General features: G+C 69.7%; 19 protein-coding genes and 1 pseudogene. 7 read left to right on the forward strand and 13 right to left on the reverse strand.

Annotation, left to right across the window (positions count from 1 at the left end; genetic code table 11):
* Window positions 1-22 precede the first annotated feature (22 nt).
* From ABH926_RS21295 to ABH926_RS21305, 3 genes are all read right to left on the reverse strand, one after another.
* Window positions 23-400: a DUF2255 family protein gene (locus ABH926_RS21295; protein WP_370367451.1), complete on the reverse strand. Its 378-nt coding sequence runs from the start codon at window positions 398-400 to the stop codon at window positions 23-25.
* A 58-nt stretch (window positions 401-458) separates the two neighbouring features.
* A complete protein-coding gene (locus ABH926_RS21300; RefSeq protein WP_370367452.1) occupies window positions 459-1,235 on the reverse strand; it encodes an SDR family NAD(P)-dependent oxidoreductase in 777 nt (258 codons plus the stop codon).
* Between the two features lie 119 nt (window positions 1,236-1,354).
* Window positions 1,355-2,329: a helix-turn-helix transcriptional regulator gene (locus tag ABH926_RS21305; RefSeq protein ID WP_370367453.1), complete on the reverse strand. Its 975-nt coding sequence runs from the start codon at window positions 2,327-2,329 to the stop codon at window positions 1,355-1,357.
* A 48-nt stretch (window positions 2,330-2,377) separates the two neighbouring features.
* On the opposite strand from ABH926_RS21305, the gene ABH926_RS21310 reads away from it, so the two are divergent.
* Window positions 2,378-2,641 (forward strand): ester cyclase, encoded by a 264-nt coding sequence (locus ABH926_RS21310; protein WP_370367454.1) that lies wholly within the window; start codon window positions 2,378-2,380, stop codon window positions 2,639-2,641.
* A gap of 74 nt (window positions 2,642-2,715) precedes the next feature.
* Here ABH926_RS21310 and ABH926_RS21315 read toward each other — a convergent pair whose 3' ends face one another.
* On the reverse strand, window positions 2,716-3,294 hold the full coding sequence (locus ABH926_RS21315; RefSeq protein ID WP_370367455.1) for a TetR family transcriptional regulator: 579 nt from the start codon (window positions 3,292-3,294) through the stop codon (window positions 2,716-2,718).
* 183 nt (window positions 3,295-3,477) lie between these two features.
* On the opposite strand from ABH926_RS21315, the gene ABH926_RS21320 reads away from it, so the two are divergent.
* Genes ABH926_RS21320 through ABH926_RS21335 form a run of 4 tightly spaced genes read left to right on the forward strand, consistent with a single transcriptional unit; the run spans window position 3,478 to window position 6,647 of the window.
* Window positions 3,478-4,287, forward strand: a complete 810-nt coding sequence (locus ABH926_RS21320; protein ID WP_370367456.1) for an alpha/beta fold hydrolase — start codon at window positions 3,478-3,480, stop codon at window positions 4,285-4,287.
* Between the two features lie 11 nt (window positions 4,288-4,298).
* Window positions 4,299-5,045, forward strand: coding sequence for an MBL fold metallo-hydrolase (locus tag ABH926_RS21325; protein WP_370367457.1), 747 nt, complete (start codon window positions 4,299-4,301; stop codon window positions 5,043-5,045).
* Window positions 5,046-5,050: 5 nt separating this feature from the next.
* Window positions 5,051-5,194, forward strand: a complete 144-nt coding sequence (locus tag ABH926_RS21330) for a hypothetical protein (protein WP_370367458.1) — start codon at window positions 5,051-5,053, stop codon at window positions 5,192-5,194.
* Entirely contained in the window at window positions 5,187-6,647 is a 1,461-nt protein-coding gene (locus tag ABH926_RS21335) for a DHA2 family efflux MFS transporter permease subunit (protein ID WP_370367459.1), read from the forward strand. The genes ABH926_RS21330 and ABH926_RS21335 overlap by 8 nt, the downstream gene beginning before the upstream one ends.
* Before the next feature lie 185 nt (window positions 6,648-6,832).
* Here ABH926_RS21335 and ABH926_RS21340 read toward each other — a convergent pair whose 3' ends face one another.
* Entirely contained in the window at window positions 6,833-7,552 is a 720-nt protein-coding gene (locus tag ABH926_RS21340) for a flavodoxin family protein (RefSeq protein ID WP_370367460.1), read from the reverse strand.
* Window positions 7,553-7,653: 101 nt separating this feature from the next.
* Window positions 7,654-7,839: a hypothetical protein gene (locus ABH926_RS21345; protein WP_370367461.1), complete on the reverse strand. Its 186-nt coding sequence runs from the start codon at window positions 7,837-7,839 to the stop codon at window positions 7,654-7,656.
* A gap of 154 nt (window positions 7,840-7,993) precedes the next feature.
* Between ABH926_RS21345 and ABH926_RS21350 the strand changes: the two genes are divergently transcribed.
* Window positions 7,994-8,437 (forward strand): pyridoxamine 5'-phosphate oxidase family protein, encoded by a 444-nt coding sequence (locus ABH926_RS21350; protein ID WP_370367462.1) that lies wholly within the window; start codon window positions 7,994-7,996, stop codon window positions 8,435-8,437.
* 1,473 nt (window positions 8,438-9,910) lie between these two features.
* Here the strand turns inward: ABH926_RS21350 and ABH926_RS21355 are convergent.
* From ABH926_RS21355 to ABH926_RS21385, 7 genes and pseudogenes are all read right to left on the reverse strand, one after another.
* A pseudogene (locus tag ABH926_RS21355) lies at window positions 9,911-10,453 on the reverse strand (RNA polymerase sigma factor); the annotation flags it as partial.
* 107 nt (window positions 10,454-10,560) lie between these two features.
* Entirely contained in the window at window positions 10,561-11,148 is a 588-nt protein-coding gene (locus ABH926_RS21360) for a TetR/AcrR family transcriptional regulator (RefSeq protein ID WP_370367463.1), read from the reverse strand.
* On the reverse strand, window positions 11,148-11,915 hold the full coding sequence (locus tag ABH926_RS21365; protein ID WP_370367464.1) for an SDR family oxidoreductase: 768 nt from the start codon (window positions 11,913-11,915) through the stop codon (window positions 11,148-11,150). The genes ABH926_RS21360 and ABH926_RS21365 overlap by 1 nt, the downstream gene beginning before the upstream one ends.
* A 48-nt stretch (window positions 11,916-11,963) precedes the next feature.
* Window positions 11,964-12,581 carry a histidine phosphatase family protein gene (locus tag ABH926_RS21370; protein WP_370367465.1) on the reverse strand — a complete coding sequence of 206 codons (618 nt, stop codon included), beginning with the start codon at window positions 12,579-12,581 and terminating at the stop codon, window positions 11,964-11,966.
* An 8-nt stretch (window positions 12,582-12,589) separates the two neighbouring features.
* Window positions 12,590-13,669 (reverse strand): phosphotransferase family protein, encoded by a 1,080-nt coding sequence (locus ABH926_RS21375; RefSeq protein WP_370367466.1) that lies wholly within the window; start codon window positions 13,667-13,669, stop codon window positions 12,590-12,592.
* Complete coding sequence (locus ABH926_RS21380; RefSeq protein ID WP_370367467.1) at window positions 13,666-14,877, reverse strand: acyl-CoA dehydrogenase family protein; 1,212 nt, start codon at window positions 14,875-14,877, stop codon at window positions 13,666-13,668. Before ABH926_RS21380 ends, ABH926_RS21375 begins: the two co-directional genes overlap by 4 nt.
* A 67-nt stretch (window positions 14,878-14,944) precedes the next feature.
* Window positions 14,945-15,805 carry a phytanoyl-CoA dioxygenase family protein gene (locus tag ABH926_RS21385; RefSeq protein WP_370367468.1) on the reverse strand — a complete coding sequence of 287 codons (861 nt, stop codon included), beginning with the start codon at window positions 15,803-15,805 and terminating at the stop codon, window positions 14,945-14,947.
* 70 nt (window positions 15,806-15,875) lie between these two features.
* Here ABH926_RS21385 and ABH926_RS21390 point away from each other — a divergent pair, with 70 nt between their 5' ends.
* Window positions 15,876-16,757, forward strand: a complete 882-nt coding sequence (locus tag ABH926_RS21390) for a helix-turn-helix domain-containing protein (RefSeq protein WP_370367469.1) — start codon at window positions 15,876-15,878, stop codon at window positions 16,755-16,757.
* Window positions 16,758-16,785: the final 28 nt, after the last annotated feature.

Raw genomic sequence — 16,785 nt, forward strand, 5'->3', positions numbered from 1 at the left:
CGGGTTGGGGATCCCGGCCGCGTTACTCGTGGTCGAGCCGCAGTGTGGTCGCCGCGGCCTCGGCCGTCACCATCGAACCGGCGCCGCCATGGCCGTATTTGGCGCGGTAGGCGGCGTCGACGTCGGTGGTCACCTGGGACGAGGTGCCGCCGAGGTCTTCGATGGCGACGTCGGCTTCCAGACCCGGCACGCGGATCCGGGCCCGGCGCGAGCGCAGGGCCTCCCCGAACCAGCCGGTGTCCCGTCGGTACCAGGTCCGCACGTACACCTGCCCGCCGGTGCACACGACCCAGATCGGCACCCGGCGCCGCAGGCTGCCGTCCGGACGCCTGACAGCGATCTCCAGTTCTCGGGCCGTGTTGATGAGGCGCAGCTCGTCCGGGGACCACGAGGCAGTCATGATCGAGACCTTACTGCGCGGTGGCCGTCGATCGCCGCATTGGCGAGCGGCCGTTGCCTCATGCGATGTGCGGGTTGCCGTTGGAGGCGCCGAGGCCGCCGTCCACGCGGATGTGGGCGCCGTTCACGAAGCTGGCCGCCGAGCCGGCGAGGAACGTGATGACCGAGGCCGTCTCGGCGGGCTGACCGAAGCGCCGCATCGGCACCCGGTTGAGCGCGGCACCGACGATGTCGTCGCTCTGCAGGAATCCCGCGGTCATGTCCGTGGAGATCATGCTGGGATGGACGGCGTTCACCCGCACGCCGTCCGCACCGTGGTCGAGCGCCATCGCGTTGGTCAGGTTGGTCACCGCGCCCTTGGCCGCGTCATAGGCGGCCAGGCCCCAGTCCCCACCGAGCCCGGACGCCGAGCCGACGTTGACGATGCTGCCGCTGACTGCGCGCAGGTACGGAAGCGCGGCCTTGGACGTGAAGAAGACTCCGTCCAGGTCCGTGGCCATGACACGGCGCCAGCCGGTGGCGTCGAGGTCGGCGACGCTGCCCAGCGGTTCGACGATCGCGGCGTTGTTGACCAGGGTGTCCAGCCTGCCGTGCTCCCGCGCCACGGCGTCCACCAGCCCGGTGATCTCGCGCTCCTGCGACACGTCGCCGACCCGGGCGATCACCGTCGAGCCGGCCGGCGCCTCGGACACCACCGCGTCCAGCTTCGCCTTCGTGCGGCCGACGATCACCACGGTGGCGCCCGCCGCGGCGAAGCGGTGAGCGGTGGCCGCGCCGATGCCCGATCCCCCGCCGGTGACGATGACCACTTTGCCGGTGAATTCGTCTTCAGCCATCAGATCTTCAACTCCTTGCGCGTCAGGGGCTGTCCCTGTCACGGAAGCCTAAGAAGGCTGCGACGCACGGCGATTGAACCGCAGCGCCATCCGAACAGAACGTCGGCGCCAAGGGCGGCTCACTGCACGCCGACCGAGCGGGCGTACTCCGTGGGTGTGCGGCCGTACTGCTTCTTGAAGGTGCGGATGAAGTGGCTGCTGTCGGCGAACTGCCAGTGCGCCGCGAGTTCCGTGACGCTCAGCGATCCGCCGGGCCTGCTCAGCGCGAGCCGGGCTTCCTCCAGCCGTCGCTGGCGGATATAGGAGATCACCGTCTCCCCCGCCGCGGTGAACGCGCGTTGCAGCGTGCGCACGGAGACGTTGAGCTCCCGCGCCAGTACCGCGGCGGACAGATCGGGATCGGCGAGCCGGCGCTCGACGATATCCTTGGCCGCCTGCGCCAGGGCCGGGGCCAGCAGCGGTTCGGCGTCGTCGAACCGGCGCCTGGCCACCGCTTTGGCCAGTTCGATCAGGGTGCTGTGGGCCGCCTGCACGCCGGCCGGGGCGAGGTCGGGCATCGTGCTGTGGACCATGTTCGTGTGCGCGATGAGCAGCCGCATTTCGGCCGAGTCCGCCGGGCCGGTCAGGGCTCGCCCGCCGAGCAGCGGTTTGAGGGTGGTGGCGGGCAGCACGAGGACCTTCGCCGTGGTGTCCGCTGTCGTCTCGAAGTGCGAGGACCGCCCGACCAGCTTGAGGAGGAACTGCCCGGCCGACACGGTGCGCTCGCTGCGATCGTGCGGCCCGCCGAGGGTCCACGCGCCGCGCTTGACGACGTAGAGCCGCACCACGTCTTCGATCCCGTTCACCGGACCGTCGGTCCGGATCACCGACGCGCCGTGCAGGTCGGTGATCGCGACGTCGTGGACCCTGGTGGCCCGGCTCCGCACCCGGAAGTCCCTGATCGTCGCCTGGCTGAACGTCGGCAGCGGGACACCGTCGCCGAACTCCTTCTCCCAGCCGCGTCGGAACGCGGCGAAGGCGCGTGACACGCCGTCGGCTTCGGCTTCGGCTTCGGCTTCGGCTTCGGCTTCGGCTTCGGCTTCGGTAGCGCTCATAGCCGCACTCTCCTTCGGGTCTGCCGCTCAGGCGCACGTCTGGCGCTGATGTTCTGCCGGGACGGCGTCGGCGTTCACTCGCGTGCTCTTCCGGTCCTCCTACGCTGCAGTTCAGACCCCCAGTCCGGGCCACGAACCCACGGAGAAAGGCGCGGCAGGCACACCGGAGGGTGGTTCGGCATCCCCCCGTCGGGCAACCGGGTCGAGTTCCGGGTGATGGACCTGGTCCGCTACCGGGACGGGAAGTGGGCCGAGCACTGGGCGGTCGCCGACGCGGTGACGCTGCTGCGCCAGACCGGCGCCCTGGGCTGAACCGACTGTCCGGGCTGAACCGGCTGTCCGGGCTGAACCGACTGTCCGGGTTCTGAGCTCCGGCACCGTCGTGCTCACGCCGGAGCCGGCGCGGTAAGCAGGGCGCGGACGGCGTTCTCGACATGGCGGGCGCGCTTCTCGGAGTCCGGGACGTCGATGGCCGCCTCGTACTCGGGGCTGACCGAGACCCAGCCGGTGGCCAGGTGCAGCACGAATCCGAGCAGGAAGCCCGGGTGCAGGTGCGCCGGCAGGTCGCCGTTCTTCTGGGTGCGGGCGATGGCGTCGATCTGACTACGGGCATAGGCCATGCCAGCCGGGTTGAGCTCGTCGTCGGTGCGCTCCAGGCGCTGCCAGGTGCACAGGCGCATGATCTCGGGCCGGCGTTCGTGCAGCCGGACCAGGCGGGCGGCGTAGCCGGGCAGGTCCGTCGGATCGAACGGGACCTCGGCTTCCATCTCGCCGATCGCCCGCTCCAGAGCGGCGTCGAAGAGCTGGGACTTGCCGCCGAAGTAGTGGTAGATCTGCGACTTGTTCGACTCGGCCGCCTCCCCGATCCGGTCGACCCGCGCGCCTGCGAAGCCGAACCGGGCGAACTCCCGATAAGCGGCCTCCAGCAGCCTGAGACGGGTGGCTTGGGCGTCGTAGGGAGCCATGCCCTCCACCATATTTTCTGAACGGTTAGTTGAAAAGTGAATTCGACTAACCGTTCAGAAAAATCTTCGCACTCGTGAGAGTCCGCTTGCACGTACGCCGCGGCACGCCTACTCTCGTAAGAGTTGACTCTCATTACGAGATACAACTCCGATCAGCATCCCGAGAACACGGAGAAACCCATCATGATCACCACTACTCACACCGTTGACCTGGCCGGGATCGGCGCGGTCGAGACGACCGTCGCCGACTACGGCTCCGCGACCGGCCAGCCGTTCCTGCTGCTGCACGGCGGCGCCGGGCCGCAGTCCGTGACCGGCTTCGCCGAGAAGTTCGCCGCCGAGCACCAGGTGCGGGTACTCGTCCCGACGCACCCGGGGTTCGGCGGCACCACACGCCCCGAAGCCCTGCACTCGGTCGCCGGGCTGGCCGCGCTCCACCAGGGCCTGCTCGACCAGATGGACCTGGCCGACGTCACCGTGATCGGCAACTCGATCGGCGGCTGGATCGCCGCGGAGATCGCGCTGCTGAAGTCGCCGCGCGTCAGCGGCATCGTGCTGATCGACGCGGTGGGCATCGAGGTGCCCGGTCACCCGGTCGCCGACTTCTTCGCGCTGACCATGGACGAGGTCTTCACCCGCAGCTTCCACGACCCCGCACCCTTCCGCGTCGACCCCGCGGCCCTGCCTCCGGCCGCGCAGGCGATCGCCGCCGGCAACCGGGCCGCCATCGCCGCCTACGCGGGCTCGGCCATGACCGACCCCACGCTCGTCGCGCGTCTCGGGACGCTGGAGATCCCGACCCTCGTGCTGTGGGGCGACAGCGACGGGATCGTCGACCTCGACTACGGACGCGCCTACGCCGCGGCGATTCCGCTGGCGCAATTCCAGGTGCTGCCGGCCACCGGCCACCAGCCGCAGATGGAAACCCCCGACCAGGTCGTCCGGGCGATCTGGGACAGCGCCGACACCGACTTCTCCGCCTTCGCCCGCTAAGGAAACCGACCATGCCCAAGACCGCGGTCACCCGCATCACGCACAGCTGCCACCTGATAGAGATCGGCGGCCGGACGTTCCTGACAGACCCTTGGTTCACCACCAAGCCCGGCTACTACCAGGGCGAGCCGATCGCCATCGGCATCCCCGACCTGCCCCGGCTCGACGGCGTGCTGATCAGCCACGAGCACTACGACCACTGCGACCTCGACGCCTTCGCCGCCTACCGCGACCGCTCGGTCCCGCTGTTCGTCGCCGAGACCGTCGTGCCCCTGGCCCGCAAGCACGGCTTCACCGACGTCACCGCCCTGCGTCCCTGGGAGCAGGCCGAGGTCGGGGGCGTCACGATCACCGCGACGCCCGGCAAGCACGGGATCCACGAGGTCACCTTCGTCCTGCGCGCCGGCTCCGACGCGGTGTACTTCGCCGGCGACACCATGCTCATCCCCGAACTCGCCGAGATCCCGAAGCGGCTCGGGCACGTCAATCTGGCTCTGCTGCCCACCAACGGCCTGCACGTCCGGCCCGCGAACAACATGCAGGTCGTCATGACCGCCGCCGAGGCCGCCGAACTGACGGCGATCCTCAAGCCCGAGCTGGCCGTGCCGCACCACTACGCCTTCACCAAGGGCTTCCTCGGCGACCGGCTGATCACCAGCAGCGACAAGGACCCACTGCACTACCGGGACGCGACCCGCGAGCTGGCCCCCGACACCACCGTTCGGGTCGTCGAACCCGGCATCCGAATCGAGCTCTGACCTCCATGACCGCCACCCAGGACTTCCTCGCCACGAGCCTGCACCACGGCGACCTCCAGCTCGACGAGATCCCCGTCCCGGACCCGGCGGCACCTTCGACGGCCCTGTTCTCTGTTCCTTCCCCCGCTCAGGAGCCCACCGATGATTGAAGAACTCTCCCCGATCGCGTCCTTCACAGCGGCGCCCCGCTCCCGGCGGCTGAGCCAGACGGCGGTGGTCAGCGTCGTGTTCGTGGCGGCGATGTTCATGAACATCATGGACATCACCATCGTCAACGTGGCCCTGCCCGCCATCGGCCGCCAGTTCCGGGTCACCGAGGCCTCGTTGGACGCGGTCGCCACCGGATACCTGGTCAGCCTGGCGGTGTTCATCCCCGCCGCCGGCTGGCTGGGAGACCGGTTCGGGACCAAGCGGGTCCTGTTGCTCGCGATCGGCGTGTTCACCGCCGCCTCAGTGCTCTGCGGCCTGGCCGGGAGCCTCGGCGAACTCGTCGCCTTCCGAGTGCTGCAAGGAGCGGGCAGCGGCATGATGACCCCGGTCGGCATGGCCATGCTCTACCGCGCGTTCCCGCCGCACGAGCGGCTGCGGGCATCCTCCATCCTCACCATCCCCACGGCGGTGGCGCCCGCGCTCGGCCCGGTCCTCGGCGGCGCGCTGGTGACGGACCTGTCCTGGCGCTGGGTCTTCTTCATCAACCTGTTCATCGGCCTGGCCGCGATCGCCTTCGGCGCGATCTTCCTCGACGAACAACGCCAGGCCCGCCCCGGACGCTTCGACCTGGCCGGTTTCGTGCTGTCCGGTGCGGGGTTCGCCGCCGTGATGTACGGGATCAGCCAGGGACCGGGCATCGGCTGGGGCCGGCCTCGGATCTTCGGCAGCATCGCCGCGGGCGCAGTGGTCCTGGTGCTACTGGTACGCATCGAGTTGCGCTCCGACGCTCCGCTGCTGCGGCTGCGCCTGCTGGGCAACCGCCTGTTCCGCTCCACGAGCACCGCGATGGCGGTCGCCACGGCGGCGTTCCTCGGCGCGCTGTTCGTCGTTCCGCTGTTCTTCCAGCTCGGCCTGGGACTCAGTGCGCTGCAATCCGGACTCAACACCCTGCCCGAAGCCTTCGGGGTCATGGCCGGCGCCCAACTGGGTTCCCGCGTCCTCTACCGCCGCCTGGGCCCCCGCCGTCTCATAGTCCTCGGCCTGACGGGCATGGCGGCGGGCGTCGCGCTGATGGCGACCGTCGACTCGCGCGCCGACCTGGGGTGGATGCGGCTGCTGATGCTCGGCATGGGACTGGCCATGGGACAGGTCGTCGTCTCCACCCAGGCGGCCACCTTCGCGACCATCTCCCCGGCGGACACCGGCCACGCCTCGTCGCTGTTCTCCATGACCCGCCAGCTCGGCAGCGCCGCGGGCATCGCCGTGCTCGCCACCGTCTTCACCGCCGTCGGCACCACCCGGCACACCGCCCACGGCGCGGTACCGAACCTGACTGCCTACCACGCCGCGTTCCTCGTCGCCGCGGCGCTCGCGGTCGCGGCCGTCGTGCCCGCACTGGCCGTTCAGGACGCTGACGCCGCGAGCGCCATGCCCCCAACCGCACCGCGCTGATCGCGCGAGCGGACCCGCGGGTCGGCGGCCAGGCCCGCGCCGGTCGTTCCGGTGATCGACCGGTTACCGACCTGCTGTTCGTCGGCACGGCCGCGACTGCGCCATGTGGGCGACCCGCAGCCGGCCCGACCTCAGCGCGAAGCGTTCACCGGTACTGCGAAGCGCTCACCGGTACTGCGAAGCGCTCACCGGTACTCGGGATTCTCGAAGTCGAACCGGCACCCGGCATCCCACTCCGAGCGCTGGTTGCCGTGCGCCGGGATCCCGCCGGCCTCCTTCAACAGCTTCGCCAGGTGCATCAGGTTCCAGGTCATGAAGGTCGTGTTCCGGTTGGTGAAGTCGTTGTCCGGACCGCCGGAACCCGGGTCCAGATACGACGGCCCGGGCCCGGCCTCGCCGATCCAGCCGGCGTCGGCCTGCGGCGGGATCGTGTAGCCCAGATGCTGCAGGCTGTAGAGGATGTTCATCGCGCAGTGCTTCACGCCGTCCTCGTTGCCGGTGATCAGGCAGCCTCCGACCCGGCCGTAGTAGGCGTACTGCCCGGCCGAGTTCACAACGCTGGAGTTCGCGTACAGCCGTTCGATGACGCGTTTCATCACCGAGCTGTTGTCGCCCAGCCAGATCGGCCCGGCCAGCACCAGGATGTCGGCGGCCATCACCTGCTCGTGGATGCCGGGCCAGGCATCGGTGGCCCAGCCGTGTTCGGTCATGTCCGGCCACACTCCGGTGGCGATGTCGTGATCGACGGCCCGCAGTACCGATGACCGCACACCGTGCTTGTCCATGATGGCCCGACTGACGTCGACCAGCCCCTGCGTGTTGCTGGCCTCCGGCGACTTCTTGAGGGTGCAGTTGATGAACAGCGCCCGAAGCCCGTCGAACCGCCAACCGTCTGTGTCCGTCATGAGCCCAGCCAAACACGCCGACGGGCGACATGCCCTGTGCAGTCCGTACAGTTCACCACTCGGTAAGGAAGCGGGCCGCATGGCGCTGGGGGTGTTGCCTTTCAGCACCCTGAGGGCGCGGGAGTACCCGACGGCACCTCCAGGATGCTCCCGCCGTATCCGGCCGCGCCGGCGACGTGCTTGACCGTGTTCGTGACGTGGCTCAGGTACGCCGGCTCGTCAGTGGGATCCCACCAGGCCGGTATGGTGCTCGCCGCGCCGGCGTCGTCCACCTCGTGGCTGGTCACCCAGCCGGCGGGGCTGCCCTCACGACCAGGGCGCCGATGACGGCGGCCGGAAGCATTATCGGGAATCGCTTCGTACGTTTCTTGGAAATCATCGCATTCTCTTTCTCGGGGCAGGCCGGAACAAAGTAATTCACAAGCAAGTTAGGGTTCAGACGTGACAGAACTCGCAGACTTCGCCCGAGTAGCCGCCGGAGACCACGGACTGTGCGTAGCCTCCACCCTGCGGCCCGACGGCACGATCCACTCCTCCTTGGTCAACGCCGGCGTGCTCAGCCATCCCACGCATGGCCGCGACGTCGCCGCGTTCGTGGCGATCGGCGGCAGCAGGAAGCTGACCCACCTGCGGGCCCGGCCGCAGGCCACGCTCACCGCTCGCACGGGCTGGGACTGGGCCAGTGTCGACGGGACGGTCGAGCTCATCGGACCGGACGACCCCTACGCCGGCATCGACGGCGAGGGACTCCGCCTGCTCCTGCGCGCGATCTTCACGGCGGCCGGCGGAACGCACGACGACTGGCCGACCTACGACCGCGTCATGGCCGAAGAACGCCGCACCGCCGTGTTGATCACACCGGGCCGCGTGTACTCCAACGCATAACGGAGACGGCACAGATACGCCCAGGCCCCGGCATTCTGCTCCAGCTCACCGCGGGTACTGACCGAACACCTGATGCAGGATGTCCATGTAGACCCCGTGGCCGCTGGGACTGGCCCAGGCGGTGGCCGATTCGGCGGCGGTGCCCTCACCCCACTCGTTGTACGAGATGATCAGCTGGAACGGCGCGCCGGAGCGGGCGACGGTGGTGACGTCCTGCTTGAAGCGCGCCGGATCGCGCGGAACAGCCGGGGTCTGCGTGTCGTACTTCCAGAACCCGGGTGAGGTCACGGCCGAATATCCGTTCTGGACGTCGAGGTCGTCCACGTACTGGTGCCAGCCCTGAGGCTGGTCGGCGCACTGGCGGTAGCCGCCGAAGACTTTGAGGACCACGTAGTAGTGCGCGGTGCGGTTCGCCTCGGCCCAGCGCGCGGCCATGCCGCAGCCGTCCGAGCCGTCGGCGTAGACGAAGATCACCGGCAGGCCGTTGATGTGCAGCCACGCCTTCTGGTCGGAGTACTTGCGCAGATAGACCAGGTCGTCGGCGATCTGGGCGGACGAGGGATCGCCGTAGGCCTCCTGCTCGTAGTACGCCGACCAGGAGAAGCCGAGCTTCGCCGCCTCGGCCATCAGCAGCGGCGTCCGCTTGTCCTCGCGCCGCCCCTGGCCCCACCACGAGATGATCCCGGACTGGAGCCCGCCGTACTGCATGTCCCGGATCTGCCGGTCGACGGTCGACACCTGGTCCACGCTGTAGTCGCCGGCCGAGGGGGTGTAGTGGCTGCCATTGTCGGCGAAGTTCTCGGGATACCAGGGGTAGTAGAAGGCCGCGCGCACCGGGAGCGCGGTGTTGACGATCGTCGAGGAAGCCGAGGCGGAGGAAGGGATCGAGCTCGGCTGCGTCGGCTTGGGCGTCGTGGTGGGCTGGGACGCCGGCGAGCTCGCGCCAGGGCTCGACGATGCGGACGAACCCGGCGTCGGCGGAGCCGTGGGAGTGTTCGGGCCGATGCTGTCCGCGGCTCGCGCCGGGGAAGCACTCGCGTACCGGATGCCCACTCCCCCGGCCACCACGGCGAGCGCCACGAATCCTGCGACGGTCGCCTTGCCCGCGCCGGACAAGGCGGTCCAGTGGACCATGCGATGGCCCCGCCCGGCCGCCTGACGCACGCTACGGTTCGCGGCGCGCCGCCCGAGAGCAGCCGAGCCGGAGCCCACACCCTTCATCGTCAGCGCCGTCACCACCACGCGCAGTCCCACTGCGACCGGCACCAACGCCAAGCCCGCCAACAGGAACTCGGCGGGAACCAGATCCTGTTGAAGCACGCCACAGGACGGACACTCGCGCACATGACGCGCGATGCGCTTGCGCCACAGCCCCTCGGGCCGGCCGTCCCAGCGCGCGCAAACCCCGGCCAACTCCGGGCAGCGCGGCGTGGCCGCCAGCGCACGCACCACCGAGCGCGCCGTCTCCAGCCGCGCCTTGGTGCGGTGCACGAGCACGGCGGCCTTCGCCGGGCTGACGTCCATCGCGGCCGCCAGCTCGGACCGCGTCAGATGCCCGGCGGTCTCCAGCCACCACAGGGACAGCAGCTGCCGGTCTTCGGCGTCCAGCCAGCGCGTGGCCCGCGCCACTTCCAGCCGCTGCTCGCTCAGGCCCAGCGAGGCTATGGTCAGGTCGACGAAGTCGGCCCCGGGATCGGCCAGCGCGTCGGCTTCGTACTGTGCGGCATCCGGCACCGACCGCCGCCGGCTGTCGTGGCGGCGCACCTCGCGCATCGCGATGGCCACCAGCCAGGAGCGGAAGGCCTCGGGATCGCGCAACTGCGGCAGGTCGCGCACGGCTTGGAACATGACCTCCTGGACCACGTCGTCCACCTCGACGGAGCGCCGCAGCGCCCGCCCGACCACGTTGTAGACCAGCGGCAGATACGCGCCGATCAGCACATCCAGGGCCCGGCCGTCGCCGGCGCGGGCCGCTTCGACCGTCCTGGCGTCCGGTGCCCGGTTCGCTTCCGTCATCCTCGCTTCCTTCGCTGCCGCAGACTCGCTGTCGTGCTGTCATAGAAGGGAGGGCTGCGGCGCGCCCGAGCATTGCACAAACTTCGTGGCCGACTTCGTTTCTGTCCTTATGACGGATCCACGGACGCCAGTCCGCCAATGAGGGCCGGCAACGAGTCGCGCAGGATGTCCAGTAGCTCTTCGCGAGGAATACTCGGCGTAGCAGTCCAGGCCAGCACGGTGTCCTCGACGAACCCGAACCAGCCGTGCAGCAGCAGATCCACTCGCGGATCGCGGGGATCGCCGGGATCGCCGAGTGTCCGGCGCGCGCGGTCGACGAAGACCGCCCGGGTCCGCTCGTAGATGTCGATCACGTAGTCGGCTCCGCCAGCCGCACCGCGGAACAGCGCCAGATACGGCACGCGCCGCCGCTCGACGAAGGCGAGGTACGCCTCCAGCGTCTGCGCGAGCTGTTCGGCCGGCGGCGCCGCCGGATCCGGCTCGGTCTGCCTGACCAGGCGGTTCGCGGCCGCCTGCACCACAGCCGTGTAGTAGTCCCGCTTGCTCGGGAAGTAGTGGAACAACAGCCCGCGTGAGATGCCGGCCTCGGCGCCGATCTCGTCCAGCGACAGCTCGTGGATGGGACGCTCGGTGAGTTGGCGCAGCCCGATGCCGATGAGCTGTTTGCGGCGCTCCTCCGCGGTGAGCCTGGCCATCAGACGGTGGTGCCGATACCGCCGTCGACCGGGATGACGGCACCGGTGACGTACGCCCCGGCGCGAGAACTGAGGTAGACCGCGACGCCGGCCATGTCGTCCGGGCGGCCGATGCGGCGCAGCGGAGCCGAGGCGGCGATCGCCTCGCCGAAGGCGTCCAGGGTGGCGGCCATCATCTTGGACTCGAAGGGCCCGGGCGCGACGGCGTTGACGGTGATGCCGCGGGGACCGAGTTCGCGGGCCAGGACCCGGGTCAGATGGTGCAGCCCGGCCTTGCTGGCCGCGTAGGAGTACGTCGGCAGACCGCTGACATGCAGCCCGTCGATGCTGCCGACGTTGACGACGCGCGCCGGGTCCTCGTCGGTGGCCGCCGCCTCCAGCAGGTCCAGGCAGGCGCGGGTGAGGAAGAACGGCGACTTCAGGTTCAGGTCGACGACTTTGTCCCAGGCGGACGCCGGGAACTCCTCGATCGGCGCGCCCCAAGTCGCGCCGGCGTTGTTGATGAGGATGTGCAACTCCGATGTCCGCGAGCGGAGTTCGGCGGCCAGGCGCAGGCATTCGTCCTCGGTCGAGAGGTCGGCCGGGATCGCCTCGACGGCACCGTACTCTTGCAGATCCTTCGCCGCGGCTTCGCAGGCGTCGGCTTTCCGTGAGCTGATGTAGACGCGGGCACCGGCCTGGAGCAGGCCGCGCGCCATCATCATCCCGATGCCCCGGGTGCCACCGGTGACCAGGGCGGTCTTGCCGGAGAGGTCGAAGAGGTCCATGGGTGTGTCCTGTCTGTCGCGGGAGGTCAGCGGTGGGAAAGCGGTAGGTCAGCGGTAGGTGAGCAGCGAACGGTCGGCGGCGAGATGGGCGTGGTCGTTGAAGGTGAGCAGGCTCGTGCCCCGGGAGCCGTGAACGAGGGTGGTGATGCCCACGTTGACGGACACCCGGTTGAGCGCCACGATTCCGGCCGGCGGGACACCCAGCAGCGCGCCGCAAACAGCGGCGATGACGCCGCCAGATGTGACGACGATCGCGTTGCGAGCAGCGCCCGAGACCGCGGCCAAGGCGGCGACGGCGTCGTCCTGGAAGGCCTGCCAGCCGCCGTCCGGGTCTTCGATCCAGCTGGTGAGCGCGTGGTCGACGTAGTCCTGGACGGTCCCGGTGGCCGCCATCGGGTAGCGGGTCAGCAGGTCGAGGTGGTCGTACTCGTTCCAGCGCGGATCGACGTGTGCCGCGACGTCCAGGCCGGCGGCCGCGATGAGGGCGTCGGCGGTGTCGCGCTGACGGTCCAGAGTCCCGCAGACGACGAACGGATCGCGCAGTCCCCGGCGGGCGAACTCCGTCCCGGCGACCCTGGCCTGCCGGTCGCCGAGGGCTGACAGCACGTCGTAGTCGGCGGCGTCGGCCGAGGCCTGGCCGTGCCGCACGAGGTGGATGACGGGCATGGGCTCCCCTATCCGGCCATCGCGCGCAGCGCCTGGTCCCGCAGGAAGACGGCCGCGAAACCGAAGTGCTTGAAGGCCGGATTGGTGGTCTGGCCGTGGAAGTACCGGTAGTAGATCTGCTGGACGATCACAGCGAGCCGGAAGAGCCCGAAGGTCTCGTAGAACGGCCATGCGGCGACGTCCCGGCCAGTGCGTTCCCCGTAGTAGGCGACGATCTGGGCGCGAGTGAGCATGCCCGCGGTGGTGGTCGGCTGCCTGCGCAGCAGGCCGAACTCCTCGTTGTCGTCGGCCTGGACCCAGTAGGCCAGCGCGCTGCCGAGGTCCATGAGCGGGTCGCCGACGGTCGCCATCTCCCAGTCCAGCACCCCGCGCACCGCGGTCGGCGAGTCCCACGGCTGCGCCGGGTCGAGCACGATGTTGTCGAGGCGGTAGTCGTTGTGGATCACGCAGGCGCCGACGTCGTGGGGCTGGTGGGCCGCGAGCCAGTCGATGACCGCGTCGAAGTCGGGGGCATCAGGGGTCAGGGCTTTGCGATAGCGGTCGGTCCAGCCGGACACCTGACGGCCCACGTACCCCGGCCCCTTGCCGAGGTCCGCGAGGCCGGCGGCGGCGGGATCCACCGAGTGCAGGTCGATGAGCCGGTCGAACACGTTCCGGCACAGCCCGGCCGCCTGGTCCTCGGTCAGGCTCACGCCGTCGGGCCACTCGGTGCGCACGATGGTGCCCGGAATACGTTCCATGACATAGAAGTCCGACCCGATCACCGAGGGATCGGTGCACATGGCCACCATCTCCGGAACGTACGGGAAGACCGGTCGCAGCAGGGACTGGACCCGGTACTCCCGCCTCATGTCGTGCGCCGAGGAGGCTTTGGTGCCGCGCGGCGGCCGGCGCAGGATCAGCTCGCGGCCGGGATAGGCCAGCAGGTAGGTGAGGTTGGACGCTCCCCCGCTGAACTGCCGGACCTGTGGCGGCTCGCCCTGCCAGACCTGTGGCGACTCACCCTGCTCACCCTGCTCACCGAGCCAGGCGTGCACGGCTGCGACATCGAAGGCGTCCTCGCCCCGGACGGCGTCGGCCTCGCTCATCGCTGGGCCGTGTACTGCGCGAGCTCCAGCTTGGCGACCACGCCGCGGTGCACCTCGTCCGGTCCGTCCGCGAGCCGCAGCGCGCGGGCCACGGTCCAGGCCGCCGCCAGCGGGAAGTCGTCGGTCAGCCCGGCGCCGCCGTGCAGCTGCATGGCCATGTCGACGACGTTCTGCGCCATGAGCGGAACCGCCACCTTGATCTGCGACACCTGCGAAAGCGCGCCCAGGATGCCTTGGGTGTCCAGCAGCCAGGCGGTGTGCAGGACCAGCAGCCGCGCGGAGTCGATCGCGATCCGCGCGTCGGCGATCCGCTCCCGGTTGCCGCCCAGGTTGACCAGCGGCTTGCCGAAGGCAGTGCGCTCGACACCTCGGCGGCAGGCCGCCTCCAGCGCCATCTCGGCCAGGCCGATCAGCCGCATGCAGTGGTGGACCCGGCCGGGACCGAGCCGGCTCTGCCCGATCTCGAAGCCGCGGCCCGGGCCGCCGACGACCGCCGAGACCGGCAGGCGCACGTCGGTGAAGGTCACCTCGCCGTGGCCGCTGGGCTCGTCGTAGCGGCCCATCACCGGCAGCATCCGCTCCACCGTGACACCCGGGGCGTCCTTGGGGACCGCCACGATCGAGTGCTGCCGATAGCGGTCGGCGTCGGGCTCGGTCAGGGCCATGACCAGCAACAGCGCGCAGCGCGGAGCGCCGAGGCCGGTGCTGAACCACTTGCGGCCGTTGAGCACGACTTCGTCGCCCTCGACGACCGCCGTGGCCTGCATGGTGGTCGCGTCCGAGGAGGCCACATCCGGCTCGGTCATGCAGAACGCCGACCGGATCTCGCCGGCCAGCAGCGGTTCCAGCCAGCGGCGCTTCTGCTCTTCGCTGCCGAAGTGGTGCAGGACCTCCATGTTCCCGGAGTCCGGGGCATTGCAGTTGAAGACCTCTGCGGCCAGGTAGGACCGGCCCATCAGCTCGGCCAACGGCGCGTACTCCACTGTGGAGAGCCCGGAGACGTCGGGCAGGAACAGGTTCCACAGACCAGCCTCGCGCGCCTTGGCCTTGAGCGCCTCCACAGCGGGATAGGTGCGCCACCGCTGGTCCGGTGCGGCGGCCGACAGCTCCCGCACGTGCCTCTTCTCGACGGGCGCGACCTCGGCCTCGATGAAGGTGCGGACCCGCTCTGCGTACTCCTGCCCTCGTCGCGACTGGGCGAAATCCATGGAGCCTCCCTTGTTGAGCATTGCTCAGTAAGGGTACCCCGCTGTCGAGCAGTGCTCAATAGGGCGGCTACCGAATGACGGCCGCCGGGTGGGGCCACAGGGGACGACAGATTGCGGGATCGCTGTAGTCGGGGACGCCGTCCACGGTGCGGACGAGATCGTCATTGCCGTGGCGCACCGGCACGCCGTCCTGGCCAAGACGCCGCACCCAACGGTTGTCACCGGGTTGGAGGTGGACCGCCAGGGAACGGCGCGGTTCGCTGCCGTGGTTGAGGCCGCTGCCGTGGACCGTGCGGCAGTGGTGGAAGCTGACCTGGCCGCGTCGCAGCGTGGGCGTGACCGGGTCGACGGAATGACCCTGGCTGCGGGTCCGTTCGATCAGGGCCGTGTCGTCCTGCGAGAAGAAGTCCAGACCGGTGACATCCCACTGCTGGCTGCCGGGCAGGAAGGAGACTCCGCCGTTGGCCTCGTCGACGTCGTGGAAGCCGATCCAGGCGGTCAGCATGTCGTCCGAGGAGCACGACTGCCAGTACTGGCGGTCGGTGTGCCAGCCCACCCGGCTCGGAGCTCCGCCGGCGTCCACCGGCTTGTACAGCAGTTGGTCATGCCACAGCCGGATGCTGTCGGCGCCGGCGAGGACGGCGGCGGTGGCGGCTATGGCGGGATGGGCGACCAGGCCGGCGAGTTCGTCCACGCGCAGCGACGCGTAGTCGTTCTTGCGGAGGACGTCCCCGTGTTCGGCGCGCCAGCCGCGGGTGCCGGGAAGGTCGGGCAGCGCTCGATCGTGGTCGTCGGCATAGAACCGGCGCATTCCGCGCTCGGCGGCATCGAGCAGTTCGCCCGGCAGTATCGCCGGCGAGACCCAGTAGCCGTTCTGTCGGTAGAAGGCGACGTCATCAGGTCCTGGAAGAAGGGTGTCGAGGTCCATGGCCTCAAGCTATGAGCGCAGACCACCGCCGAGCTTCCCCGATGTTCCTGTATCTGTACACAATCTTCAGGTGCACAAACTGACCCGACCCGACGGGGCCAAAGCCGGATTCCACGCCGAGGTCGACGAATCGGCCGGTGGCCTGCACCACGCCGGAGAGCAGTGGGTTCCCCCGCAGTTCATGATCGACACCCACAGCCATCCGGTGTGGGAGCTCTACCTGCAGGTCCACGGGCTGACTCGATGGATGGTCGGAAGCAGAACGCGGCCCTTGCACCCGGGAGACCTCTTGGCGGTCGCACCCGGGGTGAAGCACCGGCTGATCACGCCGACCAACGGCAATCATCACTTTTATTTCGCGGCCTTCGACCTGCCGACGGTCCTGCACCGAAACCCCGCGCTCGCCGCGGCATGGGCCGACCAGCCCGAGAGCATCCACTGTCAGGCCACCAGCGCCCTGCCCGAGGCCTTCGCGGCTCTCACCCGCGAGCTCACCTTCCACCAGCCGTATCCGCACGAAGGCATCACCCTGGCCCTGGACCAGGTCGTGCTGGCCACGACCCGCAGCCTGCAGGCGAGCGCACCGCTGCCGCGGATGAGCGTCCACCCCGCCGTCGCCGCCGCTCGCGACCTGCTCGACCGGCACTACGAACGCCGCTGGAGACTGGCCGACCTGGCCCGCCACGTCGGGTTGGCTCCCACCTACCTGGCCGGCATGTTCGCCGCGGAGACAGGCCAGCCGCCCCACCGCTACCTCCAGCAACGCCGCATCGACGTCGCCAAGCAGCTGCTGGCCACCAGCGACCTGCCCGTCACCGCGATCGCCACCAGCCTCGGATTCGCCTCCAGCCAGCACTTCGCGCGCGCCTTCGGGCAGGCAGTCGCCGCCACGCCGACCGCCTATCGAAGGCAGCAGCGGAGCGTTCCACGGCCGGGGCAAGAGAGCCGTTGAGCAATCCCATCTGTGCCGCAAGAATCAA

Origin of the sequence: Catenulispora sp. GP43 (genome assembly GCF_041260665.1) — a bacterium.
Lineage (GTDB): Bacteria > Actinomycetota > Actinomycetes > Streptomycetales > Catenulisporaceae > Catenulispora.